General features: G+C 44.6%; 13 protein-coding genes. 6 read left to right on the top strand and 7 right to left on the bottom strand.

The features are described 5' to 3' along the window. Position 1: 1 nt before the first annotated feature. Together IX53_RS05610 and ylqF are read right to left on the bottom strand one after the other, a co-directional pair. Positions 2 to 3,112: an alpha-mannosidase gene (locus IX53_RS05610; protein ID WP_047754516.1), complete on the bottom strand. Its 3,111-nt coding sequence runs from the start codon at positions 3,110 to 3,112 to the stop codon at positions 2 to 4. A 1-nt stretch (position 3,113) separates the two neighbouring features. Continuing rightward, positions 3,114 to 3,974, bottom strand: coding sequence for a ribosome biogenesis GTPase YlqF (ylqF, locus tag IX53_RS05605; RefSeq protein WP_047754515.1), 861 nt, complete (start codon positions 3,972 to 3,974; stop codon positions 3,114 to 3,116). 138 nt (positions 3,975 to 4,112) lie between these two features. Between ylqF and IX53_RS05600 the strand changes: the two genes are divergently transcribed. From IX53_RS05600 to IX53_RS05590, 3 genes are all read left to right on the top strand, one after another. Continuing rightward, entirely contained in the window at positions 4,113 to 4,856 is a 744-nt protein-coding gene (locus tag IX53_RS05600) for an ATP-binding cassette domain-containing protein (RefSeq protein WP_047754514.1), read from the top strand. Next, positions 4,853 to 5,809 (top strand): SufB/SufD family protein, encoded by a 957-nt coding sequence (locus IX53_RS05595; RefSeq protein WP_047754513.1) that lies wholly within the window; start codon positions 4,853 to 4,855, stop codon positions 5,807 to 5,809. Before IX53_RS05600 ends, IX53_RS05595 begins: the two co-directional genes overlap by 4 nt. Positions 5,810 to 5,900: 91 nt before the next feature. Continuing rightward, on the top strand, positions 5,901 to 7,217 hold the full coding sequence (locus IX53_RS05590; RefSeq protein ID WP_047754512.1) for an NAD(P)/FAD-dependent oxidoreductase: 1,317 nt from the start codon (positions 5,901 to 5,903) through the stop codon (positions 7,215 to 7,217). On the opposite strand, the gene IX53_RS05585 is transcribed toward IX53_RS05590, so the two are convergent. Continuing rightward, on the bottom strand, positions 7,205 to 8,440 hold the full coding sequence (locus IX53_RS05585) for a competence/damage-inducible protein A (RefSeq protein WP_047754511.1): 1,236 nt from the start codon (positions 8,438 to 8,440) through the stop codon (positions 7,205 to 7,207). The two genes, IX53_RS05590 and IX53_RS05585, sit on opposite strands and share 13 nt — an antisense overlap. Before the next feature lie 61 nt (positions 8,441 to 8,501). Here IX53_RS05585 and IX53_RS05580 point away from each other — a divergent pair, with 61 nt between their 5' ends. Beyond that, the gene (locus tag IX53_RS05580; RefSeq protein WP_047754510.1) at positions 8,502 to 9,677 is read left to right on the top strand and encodes an MFS transporter; all 1,176 of its coding nucleotides are present in this window, start codon (positions 8,502 to 8,504) and stop codon (positions 9,675 to 9,677) included. Here IX53_RS05580 and IX53_RS05575 read toward each other — a convergent pair whose 3' ends face one another. The 4 genes from IX53_RS05575 to IX53_RS05560 form a co-directional block, all read right to left on the bottom strand. Then, positions 9,678 to 10,610, bottom strand: coding sequence for an ABC transporter permease (locus tag IX53_RS05575; RefSeq protein ID WP_420811585.1), 933 nt, complete (start codon positions 10,608 to 10,610; stop codon positions 9,678 to 9,680). It lies immediately after the preceding gene. Positions 10,611 to 10,612: 2 nt separating this feature from the next. After that, complete coding sequence (locus IX53_RS05570) at positions 10,613 to 11,725, bottom strand: ABC transporter permease (RefSeq protein WP_047754508.1); 1,113 nt, start codon at positions 11,723 to 11,725, stop codon at positions 10,613 to 10,615. Further along, positions 11,722 to 13,227, bottom strand: a complete 1,506-nt coding sequence (locus tag IX53_RS05565; RefSeq protein ID WP_047755476.1) for an ABC transporter ATP-binding protein — start codon at positions 13,225 to 13,227, stop codon at positions 11,722 to 11,724. The genes IX53_RS05570 and IX53_RS05565 overlap by 4 nt, the downstream gene beginning before the upstream one ends. A gap of 126 nt (positions 13,228 to 13,353) precedes the next feature. Next, positions 13,354 to 14,412, bottom strand: a complete 1,059-nt coding sequence (locus IX53_RS05560; RefSeq protein ID WP_047754507.1) for a BMP family ABC transporter substrate-binding protein — start codon at positions 14,410 to 14,412, stop codon at positions 13,354 to 13,356. 848 nt (positions 14,413 to 15,260) lie between these two features. On the opposite strand from IX53_RS05560, the gene IX53_RS05555 reads away from it, so the two are divergent. Continuing rightward, positions 15,261 to 16,448 carry a trans-sulfuration enzyme family protein gene (locus tag IX53_RS05555; RefSeq protein ID WP_047754506.1) on the top strand — a complete coding sequence of 396 codons (1,188 nt, stop codon included), beginning with the start codon at positions 15,261 to 15,263 and terminating at the stop codon, positions 16,446 to 16,448. After that, a complete protein-coding gene (locus IX53_RS05550; RefSeq protein WP_047754505.1) occupies positions 16,449 to 17,393 on the top strand; it encodes an MDR/zinc-dependent alcohol dehydrogenase-like family protein in 945 nt (314 codons plus the stop codon). Positions 17,394 to 17,438 lie beyond the last annotated feature (45 nt).

The raw sequence follows: 17,438 nt of genomic DNA, 5'->3' as shown, positions 1-17,438 counted from the left end.
GTCATTTCAACAAAAACGTGTATATCTTGAAGGGGTCGTATTCTATTTCAACCGTTGAATCCACGATTTCCAATTTCTGTAAAGGTTCTTCTAAGATTGAAGCCAACCACACTTCTTTGAACTTTCCAGATAGTTTTATATGAGCTTTTCCACGCGAGCCTAATACCTCCGCAACTCTCACAACAGTGCCACCATCTTCAGCGCGTTTCAAGGCAAGCAGTTTTAGAGTATCAGCATCGATAGTTAGGAATCTTCCCGTAGTAGAAGGTTTACCGGGGATCACAAGGAGCGCTCTATTAAGAGCTTCAGCCTCTTTGACAACATCCAGCAAATCAGAACCCGGGTGAGGATAAATGGCGTACGTGAAGGAATGCTTTCCTTCGTCACCAAAAAAGTGGGGGAATACTGGCGAGCGTAACAGAGTCAATTCCATTACGTTATCATGGCAACTGTGTCCGTACTTACCATCGTTGAGAATGCTTGTCCCATAATCCCTTTCAGAAATATCCATCCAACGATGTGCTGGAACTTCAAAGCGAGCTTTTTCAAAGTCTGTGTTTCTATGCGTTGGGCGCTCGATATAACCTGCTGAAAGATCATATCTTGCGGAACGTGAAAGCACATTGACGGGGAACAGTGCTTTGAGTAAGCTCCTCCTATGGTGCCAGTCAACCTGTGTGTGTACATCCACTCTTCTTGAATCCTTTAGAAGCGAAATATTCTGTGTGATACGACTGCTTTCAAAGTTATAGGTGACTCTGATTGTGGATCGAATTTCCCCTATTTCTACTTTTTCAATGGAGTTAGCCTTGAGCCTTTTGCCATAGATCTTGTGGTGGTAGTCAACGTCCCAAGCGTCCCAGTAAGCAGGGACGTCGTTGTAAAGCCATAACTGGTTACCTTCACCTTTGAAGACTTCCCGATTGAACTCCTTATCGTAAATGGAAAGGCTGCCGTCTTCATGAACAGTAACCCTTAAAAACTCGTTTTCAAGGATATTTGACTCCTTTATTGGCATTTCAACTTCAGCGGTTTCGTCGAGTATCTCGAGACTTTCGATGGAAAATGGGGCAATATTTTTTTCAGCACAATAAAGCCACTGACCATCCTGTGTCTTCTGGGGTTTCAATATTTCACCATCACTTCTTTTGAGGACTTTTCCTCCAAGGTTAGCATTGAAAATCAATTTTTTCGGGTAAGTGCCAGTATTGATAACTGTTATCCTGTTTTCAGAATATTCTATGAGCCTCTTCAGAGCTCGCTCTTTTAATGCAACGAGATCTTCCAGCATTTTTGAAAGTTCAGCTTCGGCATCTCTGTAAACCTCCGCTATCGACGAACCTGGAAGAATATCATGAAATTCGTTGTGCAGGAGGACTTCCCAGGCTCTGCTTATTTCCTGTGAGGGATATTCGTTATCATCAAATGCCAATCTTGAAAGGAGTTCAACATCATACAGAAGGTCTTCACCCTTTTTATGAAGCTTCTTTGTCCGCGATTGGCTTGTAAGGGTACCACGGTGGAGCTCAAAGTAGAGCTCATTGTCCCAAACGGGCAGTTTATCCGCCTTTCCGGAAACCTCTTCGAAATACTCTTGTGGAGGCTTCATCTCAAGTTTCGGCAAGCCAGGGAAGTCGTGAAGAATATTGTAATTTTCCAACATTTCGTCTGTCGGTCCACCGCCCCCGTCACCGAAACCAAAAGTGAACAGACTCACCGGGTGGGTGGCTTTATCTTTATAGTTTTCCCATGTCTGAATTATATCGAAGGGTTCAAGATGACCATTATAGTTACCATTAGGGTTGTCAAAGCTGTGGTATATCACTTCTGAACCATCTATGCCACGCCATCTAAAGAGATCTGAAGGCATTTTGTTCTTCTCGTTCCAGTTGAGTTTTATAGTGAAGAAATACTCTATTCCGGCGTTCTTCAGTATTTGTGGCAGTATCCAGCTGAAACCAAAAACATCCGGTAACCACGCAGTTCTGCTCTTAATACCAAACTCTCGCATGAAAAATCTTTGTCCTAGTAGAAACTGCCTGATGAGAGACTCCGCACCAGGAACGTTGCAGTCGCTTTCAACCCACATACCACCGATAGGAATCCATTGCCCTTTCCTGACAAGTTCTTTTATTTCATTATAGAGTTCTGGATCCTTCTCTTTTATATCTTTATACATCTGAGCGGAGGACTGGGCATATATGAAATTCCTGTATTTTCTGGCGAGCCTTACGGAATTTGCAAACGTTCTTCTGATCTTCCTTTTGGTCTCTTCAATAGGCCAAAGCCATGCATAGTCAATGTGTGATTGTCCCGATATAATTAGCTTTCCGATTGGCGGAATGAGGCCTTTGAGTTCTTCGAGCCTTTTTTTCAGCCTTTCTGCGCCTTTGATTATCGATTCACGCTGGTCAACAGAAAGTAAATTTCCAGAAGAAGCTTCGAATTTCTCGGGAGCCCATATTTTCGAGACTTCCGGATACAGCGCAGGATTGCCTTTTGCCGCCATGAAATATGATTGCGAATCGCGTGGAATTTGTACATTTGAAAAGGCTTCATCTAAAAACATGGCCAGTTTTTCCACAAGCAAGGGATTCTTCGTGTTTTTCAGGACTTCCATCGCTATACGGAAAGCTGTGATTGAAGCGTCGATTCCCACGTCTATTGTGAGAAGTAAGCCTCCTTCAAACACAGGTTCGAAAACGCTGGTGCCAAAGAGTCCTTTTGGTACAGTCTGGATAGCTATTGTGTGCTTTTTGCCATCGGCGAACTCAGAAAGATCGACGCTCCTGTGATACTCGTTTATCTCACCATAGGCCTTTCCGTCGATGAGCAAGAGACTCTCTCCACCGGTCCAGACCTCGAGTAATAAGCTTTCTTCTGCTTTTACCTGCGGAAATTCCATCTTTTTCACAAACCAGACAGGAAAAGGTTCGGGAGGCCATTTGAACCCTGCATTTATCTTGATTCCGCCTTCTTCAGGAGGAACATCTGATTCTGAACGGACGAAGAGCCAGTTATCCAGCTTCTCCCTTTTTTTAATTCTATATGGAATGATCTCACCCAGTATTCTGTTGAATCGCGCATATAATTCTTTTACCGATGCGTACATACTAAACCCCCTTACTGTCGTTCTGCTTCTTTTCCTTGTTCTTCAGAAGAATCTCAACTTCTTCCGGCGTTTCGTAAGAGAAGCGGCCAAATTTACCGTCTGCTACCTCTCTTAAAAAAATGAATGCTCCTTTTTCTACATCGAGTTCTCCATGACTTTTGAGAAGCCCTCGCCTTTCTGTGAATTTCTCCAGAAAGTCTATTGGATCCTCAAAAGATTTTTTTAACCTATCTTCCAAAGGAGCATGAGAGTATCTTTCTATTAAGAGGTTAAACACGTTCTTTGCAGCTTCGATTGTGTCCATCTTTTCTGCTGGAAGGGCACCTACAGCCAATAATTTTGTTATGATCGTAGGGCTGTGAAGTCGGGTATAAATAATACCGGGGGTATCCAGAACCATGAGGTTTTCACCCGCTGTGATCCATTGAACACCACGAGTAACCCCGGGTATATTGCCAACAGTAAGGGATCTTTTACCCCTTAATCTATTTATAAATGTGGATTTTCCTACATTTGGTATGCCTACTATCATGATTCTCTTTTCAGCGAATTTGCTCTTTACGAGTGGAAAGACCCTCCTCATGAGGAAGTCTTTCGCATTCACCTTTTTCAGATTCGTGACCAGTACTAACTGGCCTTTTTTCCTGAAATAATTCAGCCATTTCCTGGTAATTTGCGGATCAGCAAGATCTTCTTTGTTGAGGATGAATATCACCGGCTTGTTCTGAAACAGGTACTCGTATTCATAAGCCCTGCTGGTGTAGGGAATCCGGGCATCAAGTAATTCGATAACCGTGTCTACTATTTTTAATTGCTTTCCGATCTGTTTTTTGGCTTTTTCTATGTGCCCTGGATACCACATTCCATTCCCTCCGTTTCAACGCGCTCATCCCATCAGTTATCTCCAACAATGATACCATTATTCACTTGATGCTTATTAAATACTTCACATTTTGGGTATATGATAGTTGTTGTATATCTTATTCCAGGAGGGCTTTCCATGCTTGTCTTGAAGAATGTTCGTTATAAAAAGAACGGAAGGGCAATTTTAAGGGACATGACTGTGCAGTTCGAAGATGGAAAGGTATATGCCATGCTTGGAAACAATGGTGTTGGCAAATCCACGCTTGCAAGTATAATTATGGGCCTTGAAGCTTATCGCGAGCACGAAGGAGAGTTGTACCTTGACTCGATATCCCTCAAAGACCTCGGGGTCTATGAAAGAGCGAAGCTGGGTATAACCCTCGCTCTTCAGGAGCCGGTGCGTTTTGATGGTATAACAGTTAGAGAATATCTCAATCTCGGAGGCAAACAGCGACTCTCCAGGGACGAAATTGTCGAAGCACTTAAACTGGTTGGACTATCAGAGGCTTACCTTGATAGGTATGTGGATGCAACATTGAGTGGTGGTGAGAGAAAAAGAGTTGAACTTGCTTCAATTGTGCTCCTTAAACCAAGAGTTGTTGTTCTGGATGAACCAGATTCTGGTATAGATATCATGTCGAATGAGATGATCAAAGCGGTGGTCGAGAAATTGAAAAGCAATGGAAGTACCGTTATCGTGATAACACACCGTGAGGAGATCGCCATGATGGCAGATGAAGCTTATCTAATGTGTGGTGGTCGGCTTCTCGCAAGCGGAACACCTCAGGAAATAGTGACTTTTTATAAGAAACTCTGTGATAATTGTAACCACGTAAATAGCCCGGAAGATAACGAAGGCAGGGATGGTGAAAGCAGATGATAGAAAGTAACTATCAGAGGGAATTCGAAAAGATCGCCGAATATTATGAGAAATCTGGCGGTGATGCTTCCCGGTTTTTAAGAAGGGATATAGTTTCGATAATAATCAGTGGAGATAAGATTATTGGAAGGAACACCGTTGAAGGCGTGAATTTGAGAGCTGAAAGCAGAGATAATGGCGTTGAAATCTGGCTTGATGTGGAAGATGACATCAGAATCGAGAACCCCATTCATCTCTGCACCGGTTATCTGAAACCGGAAGGGACCCAGCTGGTGTTGATTCACATCAAGCTTGGGAAAAATGCAAAAGTCAGCTTCCTGTCTCATTGCGTTTTTCCAAATGGGAAAAGTTTCACTCATAGAATGATATCGGATATCGAGCTTTCAGAAAGTGCAGAAATGAACTATGAAGATGTGCATTTCCACAGCGAAGACGGCGGAGTAACGGTCAAAGCCACTTACAATGCAACCGTTGGTAAAAAAGGAGTGTTTAAAAACACCTTTCACCTCACAAAAACTCGGGTCGGAAAACTTGAAATAGAAATGAAGGTAGATCTCGATAAAGAAGCTGTAGCTGAGATAGAGTCGAAAGTGTATGAAAAGCAGGACGATTCCGTCAAAATCATCGAAGAGCTGAATCTGAATGGAGAAAGAGCTTCTGGTATCGCTAAAACTGTTATTTTCGCTACCGATAGTAGCAAAGCGCATATAATAAACCGAGCATATGGAAACGCCCCCTACGCGAGGGGGCACATAGAGTGCAAAGAAATTGTCAAAGGGGGTAACGTGAACGTTAGTACTGTCCCCGAACTCTATGTTAAGGACGAGAAAGCTGAATTAACTCATGAAGCTTCTATAGGCCGTATGAATATAAAACAACTCGAGACTCTCATGGCTAAAGGTCTTACAGAAAACGAAGCGATAGAATTGGTGGTCAAAGGTATGTTAAAATAGAGTGCTTCATTTATTACTTTACACTCTTCCGTCTCAAAATTCAATGATTTTACACACTCCTTTTTGGTCTGGGGGAAATAGGGGGAATTTTATGTTCAAGTATGACCTCATCGTTGCCGGCGCCGGCGTCGCAGGATTGACACTCGCTATGAAATGCCTTTCTGGCGGGATGAAAGTCGCGATTGTGGAGATCAAGGCCGCAGAAGAGCTTGGGCACAACTGGGCAGACTCCATCGAAAGAGAAGTTCTGGAGAATCCCGATATCGGTCTCTCAGAAGAAGAAATCACCGCAAGACCGAAGGGTCTTCACATCATCTCTCCACTCCAGAGCAAAGAATTCTTTTTAGACTATGCCTTCGAAATCGTAGACATGAAACTCCTTCACAGGCGGTTGTTGAAGAAAGTCAAAGAACTCGATGGAATGCTGTATTTCGAAGTCAGTGCCGTCAGACCCTTTCTGGACTCTTCGGGTAGATGCAAAGGTTTGAAGTTCAATATAGGTGATAAAGCTGTGGAACTCAAGGCGGATCTTGTAGCTGATTGCACAGGACTAAAAGGTGCCATTAAAAGTCTAATGCCTCAAAGCTCCGGGTTCAAGGTGGGTCTTCCCGAAACCGATACTTCGCGGGCGTATCGTGAAGTAAGGCGATGGAATGGTAAGGGAGAAGAGATTTTAAAAGGTTGGCTTACGTATTATTACGGTGTGAATGGTGGTTATAGCTGGGTACATCCAGAGACCGATGGCCGGGTCGATGTAGGAGCAGGAATACAACTGGGGAAAGATTATCCTGAGCCTGAAACTACGGTGCAGGAAAAAATCAAACAACTTCGGCTCGGTGAAAGGTTGAGAGGTGGCGGTGGTGTTATTCCGGTCGCTTCTTCCTATCCGGTGCTGTATTCTCATGGCGTACTTTTGGTAGGTGATAGCGCTTTTCAGGCGATCCCGACCTCTGGTTGTGGCGCAGGTAACGCTATGAGAGCCGCTCTCATTGCCGGTAATGCACTCTTACGATCGAGGTTCAACCCTGATGAAAGAGGCTCGCTCTACGAAAGAGACTATTTCCTGACTAAAGGAGCTGATCTTGCATTCTATGATGTTTTACGGAGAAGGATGCAATCCTTCTCTCCGGAGACTTTAGACTGGCTTATGAAAAAGAACATCCTTGGTGCCAAAGAGCTTCATGCCTCCATTCATGGTATCTACCAGAGAACTCCAGCTTTTTCCAGCTTGCTCAAGCTAACCTACGGTCTTACACGCATCGATGTGCTGTTGAAGTTAAAAGCGGCAATGGACATAGGCGAAAAGCTTCGCGAACACCTGCTAAACATACCTTATGGATCTAAAGCAGGTGACAAATGGCTTCAAAAATACCACGATTTGCTATCGGAGACCTATCATTTCGATTGAGTTTTCAATACCCTTCTAAGGGTATCAAGAGCGTAAAGTGCCGATTTTAACCTGATCCAGTTTCGATTACCGTGTAACTGTAATTTTTTCACACTTTTCCTTCCAGCAAACCATATTCCTATATAGACAAGGCCCACAGGCTTTTCAGGAGTCCCACCTCCTGGACCAGCTATTCCAGTAATGGAAACTCCGATATCCGAACCAGCAAGAGTCGCAACACCTTTAGCCATTTCCAAAGCCGTTTCAGCGCTCACAGCTCCATGGGTCTTTAAGATCTGGGAGGTAACACCAAGCAAGCGCATTTTAGCTTCGTTGCTGTACGCTATGATGCCTTCTTTGAAGACCTCAGAAGCGCCTGGAACGTTGATGAGTTTTGAAGCCATAAGCCCTCCAGTACAGGACTCAGCAGTAGCAATTGATAGGTGTGCTTTCTTAAGCATTTCGATGACAACTTCCTCCAGTGACGTTTTGCCTTCCGCATATATGTGATCTCCAAGTCTTTTTATAATTTCCTCCGCGACCGGCGCGATCATTTTTTCTGCTTGTTTTTTATCTGTTGCTCTGGCGGTTATCCTTACCGTAACTTCTCCATCGGAAGCGTATGGTGCCACCGTGGGATTTTCATACCGCTCAAAAAAGTCTTTCAAAATCCCTGCAAGTTGGCTCTCGCGGAGTCCGAAAATCCTTAATATTCTGGATACCAGAACTCCTTCGCTGTAATGTTTGAGGTGCTGTGCGGCGTATCTTTCAAACATATTTTCCATTTCAACAGGAGGACCGGGAAGCAACACTATGATTTTTCCTCTGTCTTCGAGAATGCACCCTGGTGCAGTACCGACGTCGTTCGGAAGGAGGATCGCACCTTCCGGGATATAAGCCTGCTTTTTATTGGCATCTGAAAGTTCTATTTCACCCGTTCGTTCCCTTATTCGTTTCAGCGAAACTTCGTCCAGTAGAAGTTTGCGGTTGAACAGCTTCGCCACTGTTTCCTTCGTTAGGTCGTCCTGTGTGGGCCCAAGGCCTCCGGTCATTACTATGAGGGTAGTGCGTTCAAGGGCTTCTTTCAGCACCTGTGCCAGCCTTTCGGCATTATCTCCAACTGTTGTCTGTCTGTACACAAAGTGTCCAAGTTCTGCTAGTCTCTTTGAAAGGTATTGCGCGTTAGTGTTCACAATATTTCCCAAAAGAAGCTCTGTACCCACTGAAATTATTTCCGCGTTCATAACCTATCTCCTTTCGTTGTGTGTTATCATTTGGTTAGTTTACCTAACAAAGGTGGTTTACATGAAAACGAGAATACCACTCCTCATGGTTGCGGTTTTGAGATTTACAGCGGTTTTGAGTTTTGGTATGTTACTCCAGCTCCGGCTCAGAGAGCTGGGGATTTCAATTGTAGTTGTAAGCGCCCTTGCAACTGTTAGGGGAGCTTTCAATACTCTCGGTTCGCCTGTCTGGGGCGCTGTTTCCGACAGGATCAACAATAGGAGATTCCTACTGGGTATTACGTTGCTTGTTCCTGGGTTGCTGTATATTCTTTACGCATTCGTGCAATTACCCTATCAATTCATTTTACTTGGTGCGGTGATTGCGTTTTTTGGTTCAGCTTTCCAGCCCATTACAATGTCTCTGAGTACCGAACTTGCAGAGGAAGAGAATGTATCTTCCACATCTAAAGAGATATCCCTGTTGAATGCTGCGAGTTCCATGGGTATGTTCATTGGGAGGATTTTAATCTCTGTTCTGTTGCTCTGGCTTTCCGTCAGGTCAACGATCTTTTTCTTTTCAATTATAGCCCTATCCACAGTTGTACCGGTATTTTTCATGAAAGGTATCAATAGGACGGTTATATCAAGCGAAGAAAGAAAGAAGGGCTTTATCGCTGCTTTCCTTCCGTTTGTAGTAGATCCTGCCCCCATGTTGAAAAACGGTATCTGGGCAATATACATGGGTAGCTTTATGAGGCAATTTGGTATAGCAGGCACGACCTCTTTAATTGCTGTTTATCTTACAGAAGAAATGGGGCTTTCAAAATCCCTAGCGGTTATTTTAACTGCCATAAACCCCCTCATTCAGATATTCTCCCATATCTATTTCGGCAGGTTAATTGGAAAGATTAAGGCCAAGACTAGCGCTACCTTTGGAATGTTTCTGACGTCATTGACAGCTTTGCTTTTCGCTGTGGGAAACAACTGGATAGCAGTTGCCATCGCTTATTTCTCACTTGGCATAGCCTTTGGAGCGTTTATCAACGGTGCGGCCACTTTCGTGGTAACGCACTCACCCAGGAAAAGGAAAGCGGAATTCCTGGGTGTCCTGCGTTCCTCAAGATCCCTTGGTCAGATGCTGGGGCCACTGGTGGCTGGTGTTATCGCTTCTCATTCTTATGTCCAGATGTTCTTCACTATGGCAGTGGCTATAATGCTTAGCGGTTTTCTTGTGCTGGTATTTTGTAAAGAGTGATCAGGTTTTCTCCTCCCTCGAATATGGAACTCCAAGAGCGGCCGGAGCACCAACCTTGAGCTTTATCTTTTCGGTCGAAGTAAAGAAAAGTACGGTAACCGTGAGGATATACGGCAGCATCATGAGAATATGTGAAGATATGGTCGTCCCTGCTGCCTGCATTCTCAAGCCGAGAGCGGTAACACCTCCGAAGAGGTAAGCACCAAGCATAGCCTTTACTGGATCCCATGTTGCAAAGAGTACGAGAGCAATCCCGATCCAGCCACGACCTGCTGTCATGTTTTCGATCCACATGGAAGTGTAAGCGAGGGACAAATAGGCTCCTCCCAGTGCTGTTATTGCACCTCCGACCATCGTGTAAAGGTATCTGGTCATGAAGACATTTATACCACGGGCATCGGCAGCGGAAGGTGATTCACCAACTGCCCTGAGTACCATTCCAGGCTTTGTCTTATATATGTAGAACCACATGAGAGGAACAAGCAAATAACTCAGGTAAACGAGAATGTCATGCGAGAACAGAACAGGACCGATAAAAGGGATTTTTGAAAGCACGGGAAGTTCTAACGGTTTAAATTGAGCTGCGACTACGCCAATATATCCCTTTCCCCACAGTCCGCTTATACCTGTGCCAAGCATGGTTATTGCCAGACCGCTGACTACCTGGTTGATTCTTAGGGTTACAGTGAAAAAGGCATGTACCAACCCCAGCACAGCTCCCGCCACCATAGCAGCGATTACGGCGAGAAATAGATTTCCAGTACTATATGAAACAACGAACCCGCTGATGGCTCCTACTAACATCAAACCTTCAAGCCCAAGATTCATGACGCCAGACCTTTCCGTAAAAATGTCTCCCAGGACGGTGAAAAGTAATGGGGTCCCGGCTCTTATTGTTGCCTGAAGCGTCGTGGTGATAATAGAGGAGTCCATGCTCATTCTTCTACCACCCTCTCCTTGACGAACCTTATTCTGTAGTTGAAAATGGTTTCTCCACCGAGCAGGGAGAAGAGTACAAGTCCCTGGAAAATGAATATGAGTGCGAGAGGCAAACGATAGAACATCTGTAGTTGCTCATTGCCAACGAGAAGACCACCAAACAGGAATGATACCAGTAATATCGCAATAGGATTCAGCTTTGCCAACCAGGCGATGATTATTGCAGTGTAACCGTAACCGGGAGAAAAACCGTGTTGTAACCGGTGCTGAATGCCCATCATCTGAACGGCACCACCCATACCAGCGATGGCACCACTCACGAGCAAAGCGACGATTGTGTAGAAACCTATATTTATTCCAGCATACTTCGCAGCTCGTTGATTGTCACCAACGATGGCCGAGTTGAATCCCCAGCTCGTTCGGCTGTAAACGTACTGAAGAATAATAGCGAGGATGATGACCATTATGATCCCTGCATGTACTTCGCCATCGAACATTGTAGGGAGCTTCGCGGCTTCTGGAAACTCTGCTGTCAGAGGGAAATTGTAGCCCTGCGGGTCTTTCCAGGGGCCATATACGAGGTAATCTACCCAGAAAATAGCGACATAGTTGAGCATGAGTGTGACGACAATTTCATCGGTTTTGGCGAAGGCTTTCATAAAGGCTGGTATCGCCGCCCATAGCGCACCAAAAAGGGCTCCCATGAAAAGTAGCAGGGTTATCATTAGAAAACTGTTCTCGATACCTTTAAACAGGAACAGAGCACCCCAGGTCGCTGCAAAGGCTCCCATGTAAAGCTGGCCTTCACCACCTATGTTCCATATTTTCATCCTGTAAGCGAAGGACAACCCAAGCCCCACGAAGGCAAGGGGTACCATCTTTAACAACGTTTGATAAATGCCGTATATATTCCCAAAGGGCCAGGAGAACATTTCTCCATAAGCGGAGAATGTCTCAGAAAAGGCTTCGCTCCAGCTCATGCCACTTCTCTGAAAAAAGATTAAAAGGATAATCCCCATGACGAAAAGAGAAAAGACTATGGATACCACGGGGACAACGATGTTCATGTAAAATGGCATATCTTTACGTTTTTCTATCCTCAACCTCATCGAGCTTCACCCGCCTTCTTGCTTCCACCCATCATAAGGCCGATTTCTTCGATATAAGCCGGGTCAGGTGGAGCGTAACCAGCGATTTCACCCTCATAAATTACTGCAACGCGATCCGAGAGTCTGAAGATTTCGTACAATTCGCCGGCAAGCAGCAATATAGCAGCACCTCTTTTCTTTTGTTCAAGTAGGGTCCTATATACGAATTCCATGGCACCTATATCCAGACCACGTGTCGGATGTGATGCGATTATCAGAGATGGAGAAGTGGAGAGTTCTCTGGCAAGGACGACTTTTTGAATATTTCCACCTGACAGGAGTTTCACAGGCATCTTCGGGGAAGGTGTCATTATCGAGTAGCTTTCAATAAGCTCCGATGCTTTTTCCATTATTTTCTTTCTATCGACAAAATAATGAGTAGAGTTCACAAGGCGTGTAATCGTGTTTTTGAGAAAGAGATTGTTCGCCACGGAGAGGTCCGGACATGTCGCAGTCTCTTTTCTGTCTTCCGGTATGTATGCTATCCCTTCTCTTATTCTGCGGGAAACGCTCAAATTGGTGATGTCTTTTCCATTAAGCAGAACTTTCCCCGACTCTGCCCTTCTAAGCCCGTAGACAGCTTCAGCGAGTTCGCGCTGGCCATTACCGGCAACCCCGGCTATTCCCAGAACCTCTCCGGCTCTTATTTCAAGACTGATACCGTTAACAGCTATAAGGCCTTTGTCGTTTTTGACTTTAAGATTATTTATTTCAAGAACCTTCTTTCCAATTTCAACTTCCGGTTTTTCGATGTCCAGTATTACTTCTCTGCCAACCATCATTCTGGCAAGGTCGTTTTTCGTGATCTCAGCTGTGTTCGCTGTTCCGACGACTTTTCCGGAGCGTAGAACTGTGACTCTGTCGCTTACTTCCATCACTTCATCTAACTTGTGGCTTATGAAAATGACCGATGCGCCATCTGCTACCATCTTCCTCACCGCTTCAAAAAGTGCTTCGGCTTCCTGAGGTGTCAGTACAGCCGTTGGCTCATCGAGAATCAGAATCTTCGCTCCCGTGTAAAGAAGTTTCAGAATTTCAATGCGCTGTTTCTCTCCGACAGACAATGTCCAGACTTTCGCACGAGGATTCACGGGTAACCCGTAACGCTTTCCAAGCTCTTCAATGCGTGACTCCACATTCTTTGTTTTGGGAATGAAGCCAAGTTCTTTTAAACCCAGAACAATATTTTCTGCTGTCGTGAACGAAGGAACTAAGGTGAAATGTTGCTGAACCATGCCTACACCATATTTCAGAGCATCGTGAGGTGAAGAAATATGTGCTTTTTCCCCGTTGATCAGGATCTCTCCGCTATCGGCTTTGTATATGCCGAAGAGTATATTCATTAAAGTCGTTTTTCCAGCTCCATTTTCACCTAGAAGGGCAAGGACCTCACCTTGCCTGAGTTCGATGTTGATATCGTCGTTCGCCTTTACCCCTGTGAAGTACTTGGAAATGTGTTTCATCACGAGTACATTACGGCGTTCTTCACTCACTGTATCACCCTTTCCTAAATTGAATGGAAAGCAGACTATTGTGTTAATAAGCGAAAGGGCCTTCCGGCCCTTTCGCTTATTGATTTTCAGAGCATATCATTTTGGGATGGTACCCACAACATTATCCACAAACCAGTCCATACTGAGGAGTTCCCCATCGGAGGCGACATCGCCTGCTGGAATCCTCAAATTTCCATCCTGGTCGTATATAGGGCCGCTGAAGGGATGGAATTTCCCCTCTATGATGGCATCTTTGAAGACAGAAACGAGCTTTTTAACTGTATCTGGAACGAGATCGCTGATGTCTATGTCAACAACCCCATCAGCCATACCGCCCCAGTACTGTTCGCTCTTCCATGTCCCTGCCATAACGTCTCTTATCACCTTTTCATAATAGGGGCCCCAGTTCCAGATGGGAGCACCAAGGTATGCTTTTGGAGCAAACTCTCTCATATCACTATTATAGCCGATTGAATAAGCACCATACTGCTGAGCTGCTTGCTGAGGGGCCGGTGAGTCCTGATGCTGGGCTATAACGTCAGCACCCATATCGAGCAGGGAAATCGCGGCTTCCTTTTCCATCGCCGGGTCGTACCATGTGTTTGACCATATAACGTGAACCTTTGCATTGGGGTTTACATACTTTACGCCGAGAGCAAAGGCATTTATTCCCCTTATGACTTCAGGAATCGGATGAGCGGCTACATAGCCGATGATGTTACTCTTCGTCATGATTCCAGCGATAAGGCCTGTCAGGAACCTCGGTTCGTACATCCTACCGAAATATGTGCCAACGTTTTCAGCTGTTTTGTAGCCAGAACAGTGCATAAATATCGTTTTGGGGTATTTCTTTGCGACGTTTATAATCGGATCCATATAACCGAAGCTCGTTGCGAAGATGAGGTCATATCCTCTTTGCGCGTAGTTCCTTAAAACGCTCTCTGATTCCGCGCCTTCTGGTACGCTTTCGATGAAGCTGGTTATGACATCTCTACCAAACACTTGTTGTGCATACTGTCTTCCAAGGTCATGAGCGTATGTCCAGCCAGCGTCTCCCACAGGTCCAACGTAGATAAAGGCAACCTTCAAAGCTTTTGCTGTGAGGAACGAAGCGACCAGCAAAAGCAAAACCACTAGAAGCATATGCTTCTTCATTATCCAACCCCCTCCACATATTGGTGTCGAACATATGGATTATACATTTTTTATTGTTCATTCACCAAATTCTGAAACGCTAAAACTACGTAAAAAGCCCTGTCTTTCAAGCTGGTAGTGCCGCTAAGCTGATCTTTTTATAAAGCAAAATAAAATTTAAGAATACACTTCATTGCTCTTAAATATATGTCTCCCATTTTTTTGGATATGGGGTCAAACATTTTCAGGGGTTGATGGAATAAGATAATGAAAGGACTTTCCGGCCCTTTCACTTTCCGAGATTTATAAAATTCGATGTCTTTTATAACTATAGTATAGCTAAATTGATTGTTTTCATGGTGCGAAGGTAAGAAATGCAAAGGTATACTATAATTATGTGAAAAGGAAGTTGTCCATGATGCTTTTTGAGAAAGAAAGACGGAAAGTTTCTGAGAAAAATTGTTGTGGGTGGTGGGTTGTTGGTTGTAGGTTGTACGAAAAAATCGGATTAAAGAACAAGACTGGATTAGATATTGAAGTTTGGATGAAGAACGGGTTTTGGGTATAGGGTATGGAGAAAATCGAGATCCGAGACCCGATAACCGAGATTCGGTGTTCGAGAACCGAGAAAAATGTTACGGGTGAAGAAAACCTTTTTGAAAAAGCGGGTGTAGAACGAACAACCCACAACCGACAACGACTCTCGTTATCTCGGTTCTCTAATATCCCTAGACCCTAGACCCCAAACCCGCTTTTTCCAAGAAGAGGCTCTTATCAGATGACGGAAGACGGACAACGGCAAACGGTATTAATAGCTGTAATAAAAAACGACAATCGGTCAACGATTTTTAAGAAAGGAAGGTGCTTACATGAAGAAAAGAAAAATGAATTTCGATACGCTTGCAATACACGCCGCTGAACAGGAAGACCAGAACCAATCCTTGAATACTCCGATATACATGACCTCCACTTTTACCTTCACAGACCTACAGCAGGCGGATGATACCTTCAGTTTTAAAAGGCGAGCATACGTTTACACCAGAGGTGGAAACCCAACAATAAATCTCTTCGAACAGAGAATGGCTGCCCTTGAAAATGGTATAGACTCTGTGGCATTCGCTTCAGGGATGGCGGCTATCACCTCTGTACTCTTGTCCTTTGCAAAAGTCGGAGACGAGATAATCGCCCACAGAAACCTGTATGGTTCTGCCTTCGGAGCAATGGATCACCTGTTTCGAGATTACGGGATCAACACGAAATTCATAAATATGACTCATCTGGAAGAACTGGAAGGAGCGATCACTGAAAAGACAAAGGTTATATACTTCGAAACTCCAACGAACCCTTCTATGGAGATCATTGATATTGAAGCAGTGGTATCGATAGCGAAGGAAAAGGGAATAAAGACTGTTATAGACAACACTTTTGCTACACCATATTTTCAGAGACCTCTGGAGCTTGGTGTGGATGTTGTGGTACACAGTACCACAAAGTATATCTCCGGACACGGAGACGCTGTTGGCGGTGTTGCGACTTCAAAGGATCAGGACTATATTCAGAGACTGAAATTCGGATATATGTGTGAACTCGGTGGAGTCATGAGTCCATTCAACGCGTGGCTGTTTTTGAGGGGGTTGAAAACGTTGCCCCTGCGCATGGAGCGGCACGCTCAAAATGCTCAACTCATAGCGAACTTTCTGGTAAACCATCCATTAGTTGAAAAGGTTATGTATCCGGGTCTTAAATCTCATCCAGGACACGAGATCGCCAGGAAGCAGATGTCAGGATTCGGTGGTATTGTCAGTTTCGAACTGAAGGGAGATCTAGAAAAAGCGAAAACTTTCGTGAGTAATCTGAGTATGCTTAAGCTGGCCGTAAGTCTGGGGGATGCGGAGACTCTTGTGGAAGTGCCTGCGCTCATGACCCATAGGGATTATCCAGAAGAAGAGCTACACAAATTTGGATTCTCCAAAAAGACCGTGAGGATCTCTGCTGGACTGGAACATCCGGACGACATTATCGCTGATATCGCTCAGTCTTTGGAAAGGTTGAGTTAAATGAAAGCACTATATTTTGATGGTCAACTGAGGTTTACAGAAATCCCCGAACCAAAGCTTCGGGAAAATGAAGCCCTCATAAGAGTTCGTTACGCGGGAATATGTAACACTGACCTGGAGATTTTCAAGGGTTATATGGGATTCAACGGCGTTCCTGGCCACGAATTTGTTGGTGAAGTCGTAGAAGCACCGGACAAGGGTCTTATCGGAAAACGTGTTGTCGGTGAAATAAACATAGCCTGTGGAAAATGCGATATGTGTTTGTCAGGACATAGAAAGCACTGTCGTAATATCAGGACACTTGGTATAAACAACTGGGACGGAGCCTTTGCTGAATACTTAAAGCTTCCCATTGAGAACCTCCATCCTGTTCCGAATAGTATTGACGATATCGAGGCAGTATTTGTGGAACCCCTTGCAGCAGCGGTTCAAGTGCTTGAACAAGTTAATTTCAGACCCACAGATCGGGTAGCTGTCGTAGGTGATGGCAAACTTGGCCTGTTGATCTCACTTGTTTTAAAAGCCAGAAACATCGATCATATCCTTATAGGCAAACATCCGAGTAGAGCAAAGGATATTGTGAAAGGGATACCCCTTGCATTTCCTGATCGGATTCAAGAGCTTTCTGGACAGATTGATATAGCGGTTGAGGCGACAGGCAATTCCCAAGGATTCGCCTTAGCGGTCAATATCGTAAAACCCACAGGCACAATTGTTCTCAAGAGCACCTACGCTTCGGGATCGACATTTGACTTCTCTCCCGTCGTAGTTAAGGAGCTTAACGTTATAGGCTCAAGGTGTGGTTCTTTCAAACCGGCGATTGGTTTTCTCGAGAAAAAATTAGTTCCTGTAAAAAGCATGGTCTCTGCTGTATATCCTTTTGAAGAAGCTATAGATGCGTTCAGCGCTACCCCGGGCGCATTAAAAGTCCTGTTGAGATTTTAAAAAATAAGATCCAAAAATTCGTTCGTAAAGCGAACCTTGACACCC

The sequence above is a fragment of the Kosmotoga pacifica genome (genome assembly GCF_001027025.1).
In the GTDB taxonomy this organism is placed as follows: Bacteria; Thermotogota; Thermotogae; order Petrotogales; family Kosmotogaceae; genus Kosmotoga_B; species Kosmotoga_B pacifica.
This window is presented reverse-complemented; position numbering and strand designations above follow the sequence as displayed.